This is a genomic window from Aeromonas sp. 6P (assembly GCF_051919525.1).
Taxonomy (GTDB): Bacteria; Pseudomonadota; Gammaproteobacteria; order Enterobacterales; family Aeromonadaceae; genus Aeromonas; species Aeromonas veronii.
On the sequence record NZ_JBQBEO010000002.1, the window covers coordinates 642,048 to 656,991 of the forward strand.

General features: G+C 59.4%; 18 protein-coding genes. 10 read left to right on the forward strand and 8 right to left on the reverse strand.

Annotation, left to right across the window (positions count from 1 at the left end; genetic code table 11):
• Positions 1 to 11: 11 nt before the first annotated feature.
• Both ACTG2J_RS03190 and ACTG2J_RS03195 read right to left on the reverse strand, forming a co-directional pair.
• The gene (locus ACTG2J_RS03190) at positions 12 to 392 is read right to left on the reverse strand and encodes a PilZ domain-containing protein (RefSeq protein ID WP_005340482.1); all 381 of its coding nucleotides are present in this window, start codon (positions 390 to 392) and stop codon (positions 12 to 14) included.
• 100 nt (positions 393 to 492) lie between these two features.
• Positions 493 to 975 carry an Rsd/AlgQ family anti-sigma factor gene (locus ACTG2J_RS03195; protein ID WP_005348975.1) on the reverse strand — a complete coding sequence of 161 codons (483 nt, stop codon included), beginning with the start codon at positions 973 to 975 and terminating at the stop codon, positions 493 to 495.
• A gap of 337 nt (positions 976 to 1,312) precedes the next feature.
• On the opposite strand from ACTG2J_RS03195, the gene hupA reads away from it, so the two are divergent.
• Entirely contained in the window at positions 1,313 to 1,585 is a 273-nt protein-coding gene (gene hupA / locus ACTG2J_RS03200) for a nucleoid-associated protein HU-alpha (RefSeq protein ID WP_005340484.1), read from the forward strand.
• Between the two features lie 127 nt (positions 1,586 to 1,712).
• On the opposite strand, the gene ACTG2J_RS03205 is transcribed toward hupA, so the two are convergent.
• The 3 genes from ACTG2J_RS03205 to ACTG2J_RS03215 all read right to left on the reverse strand — a co-directional run bounded on the left by ACTG2J_RS03205 (position 1,713) and on the right by ACTG2J_RS03215 (position 4,508).
• Positions 1,713 to 2,156: a PACE efflux transporter gene (locus ACTG2J_RS03205; protein ID WP_005358045.1), complete on the reverse strand. Its 444-nt coding sequence runs from the start codon at positions 2,154 to 2,156 to the stop codon at positions 1,713 to 1,715.
• 159 nt (positions 2,157 to 2,315) lie between these two features.
• Entirely contained in the window at positions 2,316 to 3,173 is an 858-nt protein-coding gene (locus tag ACTG2J_RS03210; RefSeq protein WP_439973736.1) for a hypothetical protein, read from the reverse strand.
• A 111-nt stretch (positions 3,174 to 3,284) separates the two neighbouring features.
• Positions 3,285 to 4,508, reverse strand: coding sequence for an Nramp family divalent metal transporter (locus ACTG2J_RS03215; protein WP_005340487.1), 1,224 nt, complete (start codon positions 4,506 to 4,508; stop codon positions 3,285 to 3,287).
• Positions 4,509 to 4,745: 237 nt separating this feature from the next.
• Between ACTG2J_RS03215 and rpsF the strand changes: the two genes are divergently transcribed.
• The 4 genes from rpsF to ACTG2J_RS03235 all read left to right on the forward strand — a co-directional run bounded on the left by rpsF (position 4,746) and on the right by ACTG2J_RS03235 (position 6,734).
• A complete protein-coding gene (gene rpsF, locus ACTG2J_RS03220) occupies positions 4,746 to 5,132 on the forward strand; it encodes a 30S ribosomal protein S6 (RefSeq protein WP_005308887.1) in 387 nt (128 codons plus the stop codon).
• A gap of 30 nt (positions 5,133 to 5,162) precedes the next feature.
• Positions 5,163 to 5,393, forward strand: a complete 231-nt coding sequence (gene rpsR, locus ACTG2J_RS03225) for a 30S ribosomal protein S18 (protein ID WP_005308890.1) — start codon at positions 5,163 to 5,165, stop codon at positions 5,391 to 5,393.
• Positions 5,394 to 5,445: 52 nt separating this feature from the next.
• Positions 5,446 to 5,892 (forward strand): 50S ribosomal protein L9, encoded by a 447-nt coding sequence (rplI, locus tag ACTG2J_RS03230; RefSeq protein ID WP_005340490.1) that lies wholly within the window; start codon positions 5,446 to 5,448, stop codon positions 5,890 to 5,892.
• A 101-nt stretch (positions 5,893 to 5,993) separates the two neighbouring features.
• Positions 5,994 to 6,734 carry a ferredoxin--NADP reductase gene (locus ACTG2J_RS03235; protein ID WP_201990774.1) on the forward strand — a complete coding sequence of 247 codons (741 nt, stop codon included), beginning with the start codon at positions 5,994 to 5,996 and terminating at the stop codon, positions 6,732 to 6,734.
• A gap of 48 nt (positions 6,735 to 6,782) precedes the next feature.
• Here the strand turns inward: ACTG2J_RS03235 and ACTG2J_RS03240 are convergent, their stop codons facing one another.
• Complete coding sequence (locus ACTG2J_RS03240; protein WP_201990775.1) at positions 6,783 to 7,133, reverse strand: hypothetical protein; 351 nt, start codon at positions 7,131 to 7,133, stop codon at positions 6,783 to 6,785.
• 19 nt (positions 7,134 to 7,152) lie between these two features.
• Entirely contained in the window at positions 7,153 to 7,449 is a 297-nt protein-coding gene (locus tag ACTG2J_RS03245) for a hypothetical protein (RefSeq protein WP_005348982.1), read from the reverse strand.
• A 255-nt stretch (positions 7,450 to 7,704) separates the two neighbouring features.
• Between ACTG2J_RS03245 and ACTG2J_RS03250 the strand changes: the two genes are divergently transcribed.
• Positions 7,705 to 8,715 carry a Preprotein translocase subunit SecY gene (locus ACTG2J_RS03250; RefSeq protein WP_124930216.1) on the forward strand — a complete coding sequence of 337 codons (1,011 nt, stop codon included), beginning with the start codon at positions 7,705 to 7,707 and terminating at the stop codon, positions 8,713 to 8,715.
• 54 nt (positions 8,716 to 8,769) lie between these two features.
• Here the strand turns inward: ACTG2J_RS03250 and ACTG2J_RS03255 are convergent, their stop codons facing one another.
• Positions 8,770 to 8,937 carry a hypothetical protein gene (locus ACTG2J_RS03255; RefSeq protein ID WP_201990789.1) on the reverse strand — a complete coding sequence of 56 codons (168 nt, stop codon included), beginning with the start codon at positions 8,935 to 8,937 and terminating at the stop codon, positions 8,770 to 8,772.
• Between the two features lie 56 nt (positions 8,938 to 8,993).
• Between ACTG2J_RS03255 and ACTG2J_RS03260 the strand changes: the two genes are divergently transcribed.
• From ACTG2J_RS03260 to gshA, 4 genes are all read left to right on the forward strand, one after another.
• Complete coding sequence (locus tag ACTG2J_RS03260; RefSeq protein ID WP_162628429.1) at positions 8,994 to 9,971, forward strand: NADP-dependent oxidoreductase; 978 nt, start codon at positions 8,994 to 8,996, stop codon at positions 9,969 to 9,971.
• Positions 9,968 to 10,405: a YqaA family protein gene (locus ACTG2J_RS03265; RefSeq protein WP_005348990.1), complete on the forward strand. Its 438-nt coding sequence runs from the start codon at positions 9,968 to 9,970 to the stop codon at positions 10,403 to 10,405. Before ACTG2J_RS03260 ends, ACTG2J_RS03265 begins: the two co-directional genes overlap by 4 nt.
• Before the next feature lie 27 nt (positions 10,406 to 10,432).
• Positions 10,433 to 13,246, forward strand: coding sequence for a M16 family metallopeptidase (locus ACTG2J_RS03270; RefSeq protein WP_439989030.1), 2,814 nt, complete (start codon positions 10,433 to 10,435; stop codon positions 13,244 to 13,246).
• Positions 13,247 to 13,307: 61 nt separating this feature from the next.
• Positions 13,308 to 14,906, forward strand: coding sequence for a glutamate--cysteine ligase (gene gshA, locus ACTG2J_RS03275; protein ID WP_439989029.1), 1,599 nt, complete (start codon positions 13,308 to 13,310; stop codon positions 14,904 to 14,906).
• Positions 14,907 to 14,944: the final 38 nt, after the last annotated feature.

Below are 14,944 nucleotides of genomic sequence, written 5' to 3' on the forward strand. Positions count from 1 at the left end.
GGCACCTGCCATCAGGGCTGGCTATGTTCCAGATGTTCGCTCAGCAGTTGTTCCAGCTCGCGGTGGAGCAGCTCTTCGTCACCGACGTTGAGCTCGATCATCCGCTTGAGGTGGGTGGCGCTGTCGATATCGATGTGGTGGCAGTAGAAACCCAGCTTCTTGCTGGCTTCGTGGGTCAGCTCGACCTGCATTTTGATCTCGATATCGCTACCGCTCAGGATAAAGCTGAGCTGGTACTCCTTGTTGTCACGGCTCTCCCAGTCGTCGGGGCGGATCAGCAGGGCCCCCTGCAAGGAGACGTCGACAAGCTGGGTCTGCCACTTCTGTTCCCCCTGGGTGAGTTCTGCCATGGTCAAGTAGAGGATCCGTGCAAAACGGCGGCGCTCAGACATGCTCATCTCCTGTATGCAATAAGTGTGGACGCTAGGGTCATTGCTCTGAGTGTAATCCACCTTGGTTGCCAGTATCTTGAACTTGCTCCGAAAATGGCATTCAGGCTTGCTGGGTACTCAAGGATTCCACCACATGAAGCGCCTTGACCAGGCGGTCCTCCTGTTTGAACCGCTCTTCCAGAACCGGACCCAACTCATTGAGATCATCATCCAGCAGCAGCAATTGGGCCTCGTCGGCATCACTGTATTTATCGTTGAACTCGAGGGCGAATTCAGTGCTGTTACGAATATGGGGATAGATGCGCTTGGCCAGCTCCAGTGTTTCGCCGCTGGCTTGCTCGAAGGCGGTGACGACGTGGTGGTAGATTTCGAAATGGCCCGCGCTGACATAGTCGACCAGCCGGTCGCAAAACTGATGCAGCTCTTCTGTTTTGGGCAGGCTGCGTTGCTTGGTCCGCGCCGGAGTGAGGCCTGCCAGCTGCATGTATCCAACCAGCAACGCTTGCCTTGCATCCAGCCAGTCGTCGATAGCCTTATGCTTGCCTGCCAGCGCCTGCTTGGTCTGTTCCAGTTTCGTCAACATAATCCCTATCCCTCCGTGGGGCAAAGGCTGGCCGATTGTTCGGTATTCCGAGCCGTTTGAGCAGTGACACAACCTATAACTAGGGAAAATCTGGGCAAGCGTCAATAGCCATGGGGGGATAATGTTAAGTGGCGAAGAAATAGTCAGCGGATTGTGTCTGCGTGCTAGCAGGTTTCAGGCCTGCTCACGGTTTTTCGCGTGTGGAATGTGACTATTTCCGCAGATCTTGATGAAAACCCCAGCGTTTGACGCGTTCGGCTCGATAAAGGCTTTGCCTGTGCGTTTTTTTTTGCATAGAGTGACCCAGCGCTAAATGCCAGATCATAAAGGAAATGTTATGAACAAAGCTCAACTTGTCGATGCGATTGCCGCCAAAGCAGATCTGAGCAAAGCTCAGGCCAAAGTGGCTCTGGAAGAGATCATCAATGGTATTACCCAGAGCTTGAAAGAAGGCGATGCTGTGCAACTGGTCGGTTTTGGCACCTTCAAGGTCACCCACCGCGCAGGCCGCACCGGTCGTAACCCGCAAACTGGTAAAGAGATCCAGATTGCTGCTGCCAACGTGCCTTCATTCGTGGCTGGCAAGGCTCTGAAAGACGCCGTCAAGTAAGTCCGAAAGTCTGTTTTGTCCAATGCCAGTCAGCTCGCTGACTGGCATTGTTTTTATGGGATTCTCCCATCCTTCCTATTAGTCCTTCCTGACTTTTCCTTCTGTCGGCCTCGTTGTGGCTAAGGCCTTATGCCGTCTGCGGGTTGGATGGCAGCGGCCAGATCCGCTCATAGGCCCAGGTAAAGACCATGATGTAGACGAGGTAGAAGGCGACGAAGCCGAGATCCAGCATCAGGGCGTCCCACACCCCCAAATCGAGCCAGAACATGACGCAGGGGAGGGAGAGCATCATAAAGCTTGCCTCATAGCCAAACGCGTGCAGGAAGCGGTCCAGTGGTCGCTTGTTGGTGCGCCCGCAAAGTTTGAGCAACCCCTTGTCGAACAACAGGTTCCAGCCATAGGTCCAGGCGGTGGCGACGATGGAGAAGAAGATGGCCAGCGAACCGACCTCGGCGACGCCCTGACCGAACAGCTGGCTGATCAGCGGTGCGACCAGTGCCAGCCCTATGCCTTCGTAGAGAACCAGATAACGAAGTCGATCCGGGGTGGTGCGTAGTTGGGTACTACTCATGGGTGATGTGCCTCCTGTGGGAGGCGCATTCTAATCAGGGAGTGGTTAAAAGAGAAGCATCGGTCCGTCATGACTGGCGTTGAGGGGCATGATGATGCCCCTCTTTGCGATACTTCATTGCCAATTTGGGCGTTAGCCCTGAGTGGTCAAGTCTGCGACTCAGGCGTCGGTTGGCGTGACCCGGGTCAGCATGGCAAAGCCCTCTTCCACCAGAGTGAGCTCTACCTTGACCTCTCCCAACTCGGCGAGCGAGGCAACATGGGTGCCGCCACAGGGAATGGTCACCTCCTTGCCTTCCAGCATGCAGTGCCAGTAACGGGAATCGATGATCGCCTCACCAGCGCGGCTGCGGCGGATTTCGCTCCCTGCTGCGATCCAGTCGGCCAGTTGCTGGTTGACCTTCTCTTCAATCACCGCCAAATCTGCCAGCAGCGCCTCGCTGTTGACCCCCTTCTTGCGCAGGCTCTTGCCGATGCGGTACTGCTCCCGTGATCCGCAAGGCTCGACCCGAGAGCTTTGAATAGCCAGGCGGTCGAAGTCGGGCTGGCCCAGTGCATCACACTCGCTTACCTCCTTGCGCCAGTAGGGGATGAGTACCCGGTTGAGGGCTAGTGCCGCCAGATGGCAGCCGCTATGGCCCAGACTCAGGGCGTGGCGGGCAGCGCTATCTACTTGTAATTCGACCTGGCTGCCAATGGCTAGCGCGTGGTCTCCGGTCATTGGATGGACCACCACGAAACGCCACCCCTCTGCGCCCCGCTTGACCGGAATGGCAGTATCGACGAACAGCTCGCCATCCGGGCTGATGGCCCCCATTCGGCAAGGGCCAATGGTTGCTTCGCCCCCTTCCCAGCGAGCATGGCCCACATCCCCCGGCTGATCGGGCCAGAGGTGGCTCTGGGGATGAAAAGGGGTGAGGTCGGTGACCAGCAGCGTGGTGTCACCGCGCTGGCAGCAGACCACGCTGGCCTGCTCCTGATGATGGCCCAGTACGAAGCTGGCTCGGGTATGTTCCATGGCAAGGCTCCCGCAACGATAAATGAGAAGAGAAAGCGGCAGCATACGCCAAAGTGCGAAAGGGCTCATTAACCAGTGTTAATGAGCCCCTCTTCTCGGTTTTACGGTTCGCTAGATCATGGCAACCAGCAGATAGGCGTTGAGCCCGATCACCAGCGCAACGATAAGGCGTCCTACCGCCTGGGTGACGGGGTGGTTACGATGTTGTCCCATCAGTGCCCGATCGCCGGTCAGCATCAACAGCGGGATCAGGGCCAGCGCGATGCCAAAGCTCAGGATTACCTGACTCAACACCAGAATTTCGGTGGTGTTGAGCCCCATAGCGATTACCACGAAGGCGGGAGCCATGGTGATGGCGCGACGCAGCCAGAGCGGGATGGTAAAGCGGACAAAGCCCTGCATCACCACTTGCCCGGCCAGGGTCCCTACCACGGTAGAGCTGATGCCAGATGCGACCAGCGAGAGGCCAAACAGGGTGGCTGCTGCCTGACCCAGCAGCGGAGTGAGGGTCTGGTAGGCGGATTCCAGCTCCGCTACCTGCTGGTGGCCCGAGCTGTGGAACGCAGCGGCCGCCATCGCCATCATCGCCAGATTGACGAAGCCGGCGATGGTCATGGCAATCGCCACATCGACCCGGGTGGTGTGCAGCCGCTGGCTGACTGAACCCTGATCCTGCGTGTGCTGGGTCAGTGCCGAGTGCAGGTAGATAACGTGGGGCATCACGGTGGCACCGAGTACACCGGCGGCCAGATAGACGGCATCGCTGTTGGGCAGACCGGGGAAGAGGGCGCCCTCCAGCAGGCTGGGCAGATGGGGGCGGGAGAAGATCAGCTCGACGATGTAGGCCGCCGCGACAAACAGCAGCAGGCCACCGACCACGAACTCCAGCGGTTTCTGACCACGGGATTGCAGCATCAGGATCCCCCAGGTCACTACGGCGGTGATACAGGCTCCTTCAAGCAAGGTCACGCCAAGCAGCAGCTTGAAGCCGACTGCGGCGCCGATAAATTCGGCGAGATCGGTGGCCATGGCGATGATCTCTGCCTGTACCCAGTAGGCCCAGACCGCCGGTTTTGGCAGTCGGTCGCGGATGTGCTCCGCCAGATTCTTGCCGGTGACGATACCAAGTTTGGCCGAGAGGGTCTGCACCAGCATGGCCATCAGGTTGGCCCATACCACCACCCAGAGCAGTTGGTAGCCAAAGGTAGAGCCCGCCTGAATATTGGTGGCGAAGTTGCCCGGATCGATATAGCCGATGGCGGCGATAAAGGCAGGCCCGAGCAGGGTCAGTTTGAATTTGCGGGCTGGAATCGTAGTCGTCAGTGCGGGTTGCATGGCATCACCCTCCATAAGGATATGGAGAGAGAATAGATCTAAGTGATAATCATTATCAATTGTTGTTTCTGATGATTTCCATCGGGAAAAACATTTGAGGCGGTCAGTTGCAGTGAGGGATGTGATTTCGTACAATACGCCGCCCTAGAAAAGCAGCGACTAAACACCTTTATGTTCCTTGCCTCCGAGGTCTGGCTGCACCTGGGCGGAGGCTGAATTAATCCGTAAGGAGCTAAAATGCGTCATTACGAAATCGTCTTCATGGTTCATCCGGACCAGAGCGAGCAAGTTCCCGGCATGATCGAGCGTTACACCGGCGCCATCACCACCTCCGGTGGTACCATTCATCGCCTGGAAGATTGGGGCCGCCGTCAGCTGGCTTACCCGATCGACAAACTGCACAAAGCCCACTACGTTCTGATGAACGTAGAAGCAGAGCAAGCCGTTATCGATGAGCTGGAAACCAACTTCCGCTTCAACGATGCCGTTATCCGCAACATGATCATGCGCACCAAGCACGCCGTGACTGAAGTTTCTCCGATGGCCAAGGCCAAAGAAGAGCGCTTCACCCGTCGTGACGACGAGCGCCGCGAAGAAGCTACTGAAGCTGCTTCCGAAGAGTAATTCTGGATCACTGACTAGAGGATAAAGGCCATGGCACGTTATTTCCGTCGTCGTAAGTTCTGCCGCTTCACCGCCGAGAACGTTACCGAGATCGACTACAAAGATATCGTTACTCTGAAAAACTACATCACTGAATCTGGCAAGATCGTACCGAGCCGTATCACCGGTACCCGCGCCAAGTATCAGCGTCAGCTGGCACGCGCCATCAAGCGTGCTCGTTACCTGGCTCTGCTGCCGTACACCGATCTGCACAACAAGTAAGAATCGGCCCGGCACTTAAGCCTAACTCAACGAAATTTATAGAGGAAAGGTAATGCAAGTTATCCTGCTCGACAAAATCGCCAAACTGGGCGGTCTGGGTGACCAAGTTTCCGTGAAATCTGGTTATGCCCGTAACTACCTGATCCCGCAAGGCAAAGCTGTTATGGCCACCAAGGCCAACATCGAAGCTTTCGGTGCTCGTCGCGCTGAGCTGGAAGCCAAACTGGCTGCCAACAAAGCTGCTGCTGAAGAGCGTGCTGCCAAGCTGGCCGAACTGGCTACCGTGGTTATCGCTTCCAAGTCTGGCGACGAAGGCAAGCTGTTCGGTTCCATCGGTACCCGTGATGTGGCTGAAGCCATCACTGCTGCTGGCGTAGCCGTTGCCAAGAGCGAAGTCCGCATGGGCAACGTTCTGCGTAACACCGGTGACTACGAAGTTGCTGTTCAGCTGCACGCTGACGTTAAAGCAACCGTACAGATCCAGGTTGTTGCCCTGTAATAGCGATTCGCTTTTGCAGAGAAAACCCGCGCTTTTGCGCGGGTTTTTTATTTTCCGGCCCGGGGGTAGAGTGAAGGTCTGTTCCACAGGAGGAGATCCTTATGGCTTGGGTAGAAGGCCGCGTCATCGAACGCATCGAATGGACACCCACCCTGTTCTCCCTGCGGGTAGCGGCCGAGCTGGCCCCCTACAAGGCAGGGCAATTTACCAAACTGGCCCTTGTTCAGGGCGATCGCCGCATCCAGCGGGCCTACTCCTTCGTCAATCCCCCCTCTGCGCCATATCACGAGTTCTATCTGGTCGAGATCCCGAGCGGTGAGCTGACTCCGTCCCTCGGCTCGTTGCAAGCAGGCGATACCCTGCTGGTGCAATCCCAGGCCACCGGCTTTCTGACGCTGGATGAGGTGCCCGCCGGGTGCGATCTCTGGCTGCTCTCGACCGGCACTGCCATCGGCCCCTTCCTCTCCATGCTGGCCGATGGCGAGGCCTTCAACCGTTTCGAGAATTTGGTGTTGGTGCACGGGGTGCGCAAAGGCGAAGAGCTGAGCTATCAGGATTTGATCGCCAGCTTTGCCGAGCAATATGGCGCGCGCTTTCGCTATGTCCCCTTTGTCAGCCGCGAGCTCTGGCCCGATGCAATGGCAGGGCGGATCCCGGCGGCGATTGCCAATGGTCAGTTGCAGGATCGAGTGGGGTTGGAGTTCTCACCCGAGCTGAGTCAGGTGCTGATCTGCGGCAATCCGGAGATGGTGAAAGAGACCCAGCAGACCTTGCTGGCACTGGGGTTGGCCAAGAACCTGCGGCGGGCGCCGGGCAATATCAGTGCGGAGAATTATTGGTAAACAATCAGCACAGGGGCGCCAGGCCCCTGCTGCATCTGGAGAGGGCGTTCAGTTCTTCTTGCCGTTGCCCTTGTTTTTATCCTTCTGTTTGTCGTGACCTTGCCCGGGGTTATTGCCGCTGTGGATGCTGCGGTTGTAGTGATCCCGGTACTTGCCATCCATCTTGTCGCAGTTGAGTTTGATCCGGCTGTCGCCAATGCCAAGATCCAGGCAGTTGTCCTGCCACCAGTCGTACTCTTTGTCATCCCAGTCGAGATTGATCTTGATGTCATCACCGGAGATCTTGATGCCATCGCCATTTTTGCCTGGCGGCGCCGCAACCGCGATGCCATGTGCCATCAGCAGGGAGAGCAGCAGGGCACCGCGCCGGATAACGGGGTTGTGTTTGGCTTGGGTCATCGCAAGGGGACTCCTGTCGTTATTGGCCACTCTGCGAGTTGGCAGGGAGCTGGTTGGTTTGCGGCGGCTGGTTGCGGTTCTCTTCATCTTCCAGATTGAATTTGACTGCCCTGCAGTCGGCCGGGGCGGTTTCGCCGACCCCCAAGTCGAGGCAGTCGTTCTGGGTCCAGCCGAACTGCTTGTCATCCCAGTCCAGGTTGAATTTAAGCTCATCGACGGAGAATTCGGAGCCACTGCTCTCTTGATATTGCTGGGTCGCTGCGGCGCTGCCGGTAACCAGAAGAAGGGAGAGTAGCAAAGTGGTCTTACTGTTCATGATGGCCTCGGATAATTGCAACGGTGGATGAGTGTACAGACCGGAGCTGAACCCGGGCGGAACTGTTCCCCATCTCACTACATGATCAAGTCAGGGAGGGATTGTATCGCTTTTCTGCTGCCGATTTGTCCGTTTTGGTCGCACTCTGGGCAGCTGGTTGCCAATCTGAAGGAATTCAGTCATTTGCCCTTCTCTGGGCGAGTCTGGCGACTATAATCGGCAGCCAACTTTTCCTGCACAGCACACCCCTTCATCATGACCACACAGGACTCATCTACATTGCGCTACCCCAAGGGGTGGTTTGCTCTGACGACGGTATACAGTTTCACCGGGTTGGCCATTCTGGCTTCCATTATCTTCTCCCTGCTGCTGTTCCTCTCCATCGATGACAACCCGCTGATGAAGTGGCTGTTCGGCGGCTTGGCCATCATCTTCGAGCTGGGCAAGTTTTACGTCTGGTACGAGTACGGCGAGCGCAAGGCGCGGCGGGATCTGAGTGGCGCTTTCTGGTCGCTGTTGTTCTACAGCGTGCTGGCGGCCATCTCCATCGGCGGCAGTATCGGTGGCATCAACAGCGCCACCAATACGGTACTGAGCCAGCAGGCTCGCCACGAACGGGAACTGGCCCGTTTCGACGAGCAGATCGCCAGCATCGAGCGGCAGATCCAGCTCAACGAGGAGGCGGCCCGCAAATATATCGAGCTGGAGCGCATCTCCAGTGGCGTCTCCTCGTTGCAGCACGCCAACACCAAGCTGCGCTTGCAGCAGGATGAGCTGCGCCAGCAGCGCGATGCCAAGCCGGTCAACGAACAATCCTCCATGTTGGGGCTGATGAGCAGTCTGGCGGACGGGGTGGGGATGAGCATCAGTCAGGTGCAGTTCCTGCTGGTCTGCTTCCTCTCGGTGCTGCTCGATGTGTTCGGTGCCTTCTTCGTCAGCCTGATCGGCGAGGAGAACCGCTTTCGCCGGATATGGCGCTGGCAGCAGGAGCAAGCTCGCAGAGAGGCGCAGGAGGCGTTGGCGATGGCAGCACAGCCCGAGCCCATCATGCCCCCCGAGCCCGCTCCCGAAGTGCTGGCGCAGGTGCGCGGTGCGCTGGTGAGCGGTGAGCTCAAGTGCAGCAAGCGCTCGGTGGCACAGGCGCTGTCACTCTCGCTGGAGGAGGTGGACCGGGTGTTCCACCATCTGCTGTCGCAAGGGGTGCTGGGGCAGGGGAGCAATCGACACTACTACCTCAATCCGGCGCTGGAGCAGCAACCCGGATAGTGAGAAGGCCACCGAAACTCGGTGGCCTTTTTCGTTATCGAGTGGCTGTTGTACTCAGTGAGTCAGCACCATCATCAGGCTGAGGAAGGCGGCCAGTCCGCCACCGGTGCCGATGATCCAGTAAAACCCCTTGGCCCCCTGTTTGAGCGGGATGCGGAAGTAGAGCAGAAACGCCCACCACCCCAGTGCCAGCAACAGAGGAATAAGAAACATTCGAGCCATGGTGTCCTCGCTGTTATTCTGTTGACCCTTGATCAATCAACAGGATGGATTGTGCAATGACGCAACTACAGATTACCGCATTCGGTGACCCCTCGGTACTCAAGCTCAACCCTTCCCTCGATAAGGTGCCAGCCGATGGCGAAGTGCGGGTACGCATCTGCTTTGCGGGGGTCAATCCCATCGATGCCAAAACTCGCGCAGGTCTTGGCTGGGCGGCGGCCCAGAACAAGGACAAGCTGCCCTGGACACCGGGTTATGACGTCTCCGGTGTGGTAGAGAAAGTGGGCCCCGGCGTAACCTCGCTGGTCGAGGGGGATCGGGTGTGCGGCATGGTCGGTTTTCCCCTTACCGCCGGTGGCTACGGGGAGTCTGTGGTGGCAAGCGAGAGTGAGTTGGTCAAGCTCGACGGGGTGAGCCTGCAGCAGGGGGCGGCGTTGCCGCTGGCCGGTCTTACCGCCTGGCAGGGGCTGCTTGAGCATGGCGGCCTCAAGAGCGGTCAGCGGGTATTGATCCTCGCCGGTGCCGGCGGTGTCGGCCATCTGGCGGTGCAGTTTGCCAGCGCCTATGGCGCCGAGGTGGTGGCCACCGCCAGCCCCGACAACCATGGCTTCCTCCATGCTTTGGGGGCGCGCTGGATGGTGGATTACCATGATGCGAACTGGCCAGCTCAGGTGGTGGCAGAGGTCGGCCTGGTCGATCTGGTGCTGGATCTGGTAGGCGGCGAGAGCGGCAAGGCGGCGCTGGCCTGTGTCAAGCCGGGTGGCCGCTTGGTGACGGTACCCACCATCACTGCCCAGCAGATCAAGGATGCTGGGGCTGCGGTGGGGATCGAGGTGGTCGGCATGCTGGTTCACCCCGACCAGAAGCAGCTGGGTCAGATGTTGATGCTGCTGCGTCAGGGGGAGGTGAAGGTCACCCTCGCCGGTGAATTCCCCCTGGCCGAGGGGGCGCTGGCCCATCAGGCCATCGAAGGGGGCCATGTACGCGGCAAGCTGCTGCTGCGGATGCCTGCGGCCGACGGCTATCCCGGATGAGCGAGATGATGGAGATGGGGCTGGGGTGGCTCTTTTTAAGCGCCTTTACCTCAGCCACCCTGTTGCCCGGCAGCTCCGAAGTGCTGCTGGGGGCCATGGCGGCCAAGGGGGAGTGGAGCATGGCGAGCCTGCTGCTGTGGGCGACGCTGGGCAATACCCTCGGCTCCATGACCACCTGGTGGCTTGGATGGCTCGCCACCTTCAAGAAAAAACCGGAAGATTTTCAAGGCCGTGGGGAACAAAAAGCCTTAGGCTGGCTCAAACAACATGGTCACTGGTGTCTGCTGCTTGCCTGGACGCCGGTGGTCGGTGATGGTCTCTGTCTGTTGGCCGGTTGGCTGCGCCTCTCCTTCTGGCGCTCTCTCATTCTGATCGGGCTCGGCAAATTGTTCCGTTATGCCCTGGTTTTTCTGCTGGCCAGTCACATTTTCTAGCCTGTTTTTGTCACTCACGAGGTTACCGTGAACAAAGTCATACCTTTAACGCTTCTGCTGGGCTTCACCCTGCCGGTGCTGGCGGCACCGACCCTGATCGCCGAACAGGGCAAGGAGGAGGGCAAGCTCGCCATCCCCTACCAGATGTACAAGCTGGACAACGGCCTGACCGTGATCCTGGCCCCCGACCGCTCCGATCCGCTGGTACACCTCGATGTGACCTATCACGTCGGCTCATCCCGCGAGACGGTCGGCAAGTCCGGTTTTGCCCACTTCTTCGAGCACATGATGTTCCAGGGCTCGAAACACGTCGGTGATCAGGAGCATATGCGGATCATCAACGAAGCCGGTGGCGACATGAATGGCACCACCAACAAGGACCGCACCAACTACTACGAGACTGTGCCGGCCAACCAGCTGGAAAAAGTGCTCTGGCTGGAGGCGGATCGGATGGGCTTCCTGCTCGATGCGGTGAGCCAGAAGAAGTTCGAGATCCAGCGTGCCACCGTCAAGAACGAGCGGGCCCAGCGGGTCGACAACCAGCCGTACGGGCTGGTGAGCGAGAAGGTGGGGGAGGCGCTCTATCCGCGTACTCACCCCTACTCCTGGCAGCCTATCGGTTACGTGGAAGATCTCGACCGGGTCGATGTGAACGACCTCAAGCAGTTCTTCCTGCGCTGGTATGGCCCCAACAACGCCACCCTGACCCTGGGCGGTGACTTTGACAGCAAGCAGGCCCTCGAGTGGATCGAGAAGTACTTCGGCTCCATCCCGCGCGGCCCGGACGTGGCCGAGCCGACGCCAAAGCCGGTGACTCTGCCCGAGACCCGCTACGTGACGTTGCAGGACAAGGTGCACCTGCCGCTGCTCTATATCAGCTACCCCACCGTATCCCTTGGTGACCCGCAGGAGCCTGCGCTCGACATGTTTGCCGACGTGCTGGGCGGTTCCGCCAGCTCCATGCTCTACCAGTCGCTGGTGAAAACCGGCAAGGCGATCGATGTGGGGGCGTCCCACTACTGCGAAGAGTTGGCCTGTACCCTGACGGTCTACGCCTATCCCAACCCGTCGCAGGATGGCAGCCTCAAGACCCTCAAGGGGGAGGTGGACAAGGTGATCGGCGAGTTCGCCCAGCGCGGCCTCAAGCCGGAAGATCTGGAGAAGGCGATCGCCAAGTACCGCGCCTCCGCCATCTGGGGTCTGGACAGCGTCTCCGGCAAGGTGAGCCAGCTCGCCATGGGTCAGGTGTTTGCCCAGGATCCCAACTATGTGTTCAAGACTCTCGATGCCATCGGCAAGGTGACACCGGAGCAGGTGAAGGCCGCCTACGACAAGTTCATCGCCGGCAAGCCGGCGGTGGTGCTGAGCGTGGTGCCCAAGGGCAAGACCGAGTGGCAGGTCGCCACCCCGAACTTTACCCCCGCCAAGCGCGAGTTGCCGGATTACAGCAAGCATGACGAAGCGCTGGCCGAACGACCGGTAAAAGACAATTTCGAGCGCAGCGTGCAGCCCAAGGCGAGCGAGGCGGTGAGCGTCAAGGTGCCTGCCATCTGGCACGGCAAGCTCGACAAGAACATCGAGATCATCGGCACCAAGAGTGACGAGATCCCCGCGGTCTCCATCATGATCGCCCTGCCGGGCGGCATTCGTGCCGAAGATAAGGGGCAACTGGGGCTGGCCAATCTGACCGCTGCCATGATGGGGCAGGGCACGGTGCGCCTGACCGAGGCTCAGCTGAGCGACGAGCTGCAAAAGCTGGGATCTTCCATCGATGTCTCCAGCGCCCAGTACAACAACCTCATCACCGTCAGCTCGCTGGCGGACAAGCTGCCCCAGACCCTGGCGCTGGTGCGCGAGGTGCTGGAGCGCCCGGGCATGCGGGAGGCTGACTTCGAGCGGGTCAAGGCGCAGCTGCTGCAAGGGATGCAACAGGCCCAGCAGCAGCCCGAGTGGCTGGCCGGGCAGGCGTTCCGCGAGCTGGTCTACGGCAAGCAAAACCGCCTCGGTCAACCTACCGATGGGGTGGCGGCCGATGTGGCCAAGCTGACCCTGGCGGACGTGAAGCACTTCTATCAGGCCTACTACAACCCCACTAACGCCAAAGTGGTGGTGGTCGGTGATGTGGGCCAGAAGCAGATCGAGGAGCAACTTGGCTTCCTGACCGAGTGGAAGGGGGCCACGCCGACTCTGGGGGATCTCAAGCTCAAGGGTGAGCAGGCCAAGCCGGGCATCTATCTGGTCGACAAGCCGGGGGCGCCCCAGTCGGTGATCCGCATCGGTCGTCGCGCCATGCCGTTCGATACCACGGGGGATTACTTCACCGCCGGGCTGATGAACTTCAACCTGGGTGGCAACTTCAACAGCCGCATCAACCTCAACCTGCGGGAAGACAAGGGTTACACCTACGGCGCCAGCTCCGGTTTCTCCGCCAACCGCGAGGTAGGCACCTTCGCCACCGGCGCCAATGTGCGGGCCGATGCGACTGTGGATGCCATCCGCCAGTTCCTCAAGGAGATGGACAACTACCGCAAGAGCGGCCCGACCCCGGTGGAGCTGGCCTATATGCGCAGCGCGGTCTCCCAGCAGGATGCCCTCTCTTACGAGACCTTGGGCCAGAAGGCGGGCTTCCTGCTGCAGATGGTGATGTATGACCTGAAACCGGACTATGTGCAGGCCCAGAACAACCTGATCAAAACGGTGTCGCCCGAGGCGCTGAAAGCCAGTGCGGCCCGTTGGCTCAATCCGGCCGACATGGTGATCGTGGTGGTGGGAGACAAGCAAAAGCTTGAAAAACCCCTGAAGGAGCTTCATCTTCCCATCTATCCGCTGCAGTTGCCGTAACTGACGCTTTATAAAAATCAAGAGCCGCCCCGGATGGGGCGGCCTCACATGAGCCGTGAATATGACTACAACAAGCTTGTCGCTCACCGAGTTGCTGAATGCGTTGGGATCACCGGAGCGCCTCACCGCGCTCAAGGGGATCCGGCGCGGGATCGAACGTGAATGCCTGCGCATCACGCCGGATGGCCGACTCGCCCAGAGTGACCATCCCCGGGCGCTGGGCTCGGCCCTGACCCATCCCAATATCACCACCGACTACTCGGAGAGCCTGCTGGAGTTCATCACCCCGGCCACCGACTCCATCGACAGCCTGATGGAGCAACTGGGCGACATCCATCACCATGTGATTCAGCATCTGGGTGACGAGCGGATTTGGCCGCTCTCCATGCCCTGCTTCGTCGGTGGGGAAGAGAGCATCCGGCTGGCCCAGTACGGCAGCTCCAATATCGGCCGGATGAAGACCCTCTACCGTCAGGGCTTGAAGAACCGCTACGGCAGCCTGATGCAGGTGATCGCCGGGGTGCACTTTAACTTCTCCATGCCCGACAGCTTCTGGAGCGAGTGGCAGGATCTGGTGTGCGAAGGGTGCTGCAGCCAGCGCTTTATCTCCGACAAGTACATGGGGCTTATTCGCAACGTCTACCGCTTCGGCTGGCTGGTGCCCTATCTGTTTGGCGCCTCCCCGGCCATCTGCGAATCCTTCCTCAAAGGGCGCAAGAGCAACCTGCCGTTCGAGAAGACCGGCCAGGGCACCCTCTATCTGCCTTACGCCACCGCGCTGCGTCTCTCTGATCTGGGTTATACCAACAGCGCCCAGGCTGGGCTCAAGATCAGCCACGACAATCTGCCGGCCTATGTCAGCAGCCTGCGCCGCGCCATCAACACCCACAATCCCGACTTTGCCAAGATCGGGGTCAAGGTGGATGGGGAGTATCGTCAGCTTAACGACAACGTGTTGCAGCTGGAGAATGAGCTATACGCCCCAATCCGCCCCAAGCGCACCCCGCGCAGTGGCGAGAAGCCCTCGGATGCGCTGGATCAGCGCGGCATCGAATACATCGAGCTGCGCACCGTGGACGTCAACCCCTTCACCCCGCTCGGTATCGATGCCGACCAGATCCGCTTCTTCGATCTGTTCCTGGTCTGGTGCCTGCTGCGCCCCTCTCCGGTGCTGAGTGATGAAGAGATTGCCCGCAACCGCCGCAACCAGAACAAGGTGGTGCTGGAAGGACGTCGTCCCGGCCTGATGCTTGAAGATGAGCAGGGCAATGCCATTGGCCTCAAAGAGTACGGCCTCAAACTGTTTGACGAACTGGCTCAGGTGGCCGACTTGCTGGATCGCTGCTGTGGCCGCAACCGCTATCGCGAGACGCTGGCGATGCACCGCGAGAAGCTGCTCAACCCCGAGCTCACCTACTCCGCCCGCATGCTCAGGGAACTGCTGGAGAGCGGCAAGGACAACGGCTGCTACGGTGACAAGCTGGCGACCCGCTATCGCGAGGAGCTGCTGGCAGGGGAGCTGCAATATTGGGATGAAGCCTACTTTGCCGGTGAGGCGAAGGATTCGCTGGCCAAGCAGCGCGAACGCGAGCGCAGCGACAGTCTGTCGTTCGATGACTTCCTGGCCGACTACTTCGGTACCACTACCACCACGGCCTGAAGGCGGGTTCGTACCGACCAAAGTGCCAACAAAAAGCC

What these genes read in the sequence shown, in the direction of transcription:
- rpsF (WP_005308887.1), top strand. Translation starts at nt 4,746, where the DNA reads ATGCGTCATTACGAAATCGTCTTCATGGTTCATCCGGACCAGAGCGAG.
- ACTG2J_RS03210 (WP_439973736.1), bottom strand. Translation starts at nt 3,173, where the DNA reads ATGGAACATACCCGAGCCAGCTTCGTACTGGGCCATCATCAGGAGCAG.
- ACTG2J_RS03255 (WP_201990789.1), bottom strand. Translation starts at nt 8,937, where the DNA reads ATGGCTCGAATGTTTCTTATTCCTCTGTTGCTGGCACTGGGGTGGTGG.
- hupA (WP_005340484.1), top strand. Translation starts at nt 1,313, where the DNA reads ATGAACAAAGCTCAACTTGTCGATGCGATTGCCGCCAAAGCAGATCTG.
- ACTG2J_RS03260 (WP_162628429.1), top strand. Translation starts at nt 8,994, where the DNA reads ATGACGCAACTACAGATTACCGCATTCGGTGACCCCTCGGTACTCAAG.
- ACTG2J_RS03235 (WP_201990774.1), top strand. Translation starts at nt 5,994, where the DNA reads ATGGCTTGGGTAGAAGGCCGCGTCATCGAACGCATCGAATGGACACCC.
- ACTG2J_RS03195 (WP_005348975.1), bottom strand. Translation starts at nt 975, where the DNA reads ATGTTGACGAAACTGGAACAGACCAAGCAGGCGCTGGCAGGCAAGCAT.
- ACTG2J_RS03205 (WP_005358045.1), bottom strand. Translation starts at nt 2,156, where the DNA reads ATGAGTAGTACCCAACTACGCACCACCCCGGATCGACTTCGTTATCTG.
- rpsR (WP_005308890.1), top strand. Translation starts at nt 5,163, where the DNA reads ATGGCACGTTATTTCCGTCGTCGTAAGTTCTGCCGCTTCACCGCCGAG.
- ACTG2J_RS03265 (WP_005348990.1), top strand. Translation starts at nt 9,968, where the DNA reads ATGAGCGAGATGATGGAGATGGGGCTGGGGTGGCTCTTTTTAAGCGCC.
- ACTG2J_RS03190 (WP_005340482.1), bottom strand. Translation starts at nt 392, where the DNA reads ATGTCTGAGCGCCGCCGTTTTGCACGGATCCTCTACTTGACCATGGCA.
- ACTG2J_RS03215 (WP_005340487.1), bottom strand. Translation starts at nt 4,508, where the DNA reads ATGCAACCCGCACTGACGACTACGATTCCAGCCCGCAAATTCAAACTG.
- rplI (WP_005340490.1), top strand. Translation starts at nt 5,446, where the DNA reads ATGCAAGTTATCCTGCTCGACAAAATCGCCAAACTGGGCGGTCTGGGT.
- ACTG2J_RS03245 (WP_005348982.1), bottom strand. Translation starts at nt 7,449, where the DNA reads ATGAACAGTAAGACCACTTTGCTACTCTCCCTTCTTCTGGTTACCGGC.
- gshA (WP_439989029.1), top strand. Translation starts at nt 13,308, where the DNA reads ATGACTACAACAAGCTTGTCGCTCACCGAGTTGCTGAATGCGTTGGGA.
- ACTG2J_RS03250 (WP_124930216.1), top strand. Translation starts at nt 7,705, where the DNA reads ATGACCACACAGGACTCATCTACATTGCGCTACCCCAAGGGGTGGTTT.
- ACTG2J_RS03240 (WP_201990775.1), bottom strand. Translation starts at nt 7,133, where the DNA reads ATGACCCAAGCCAAACACAACCCCGTTATCCGGCGCGGTGCCCTGCTG.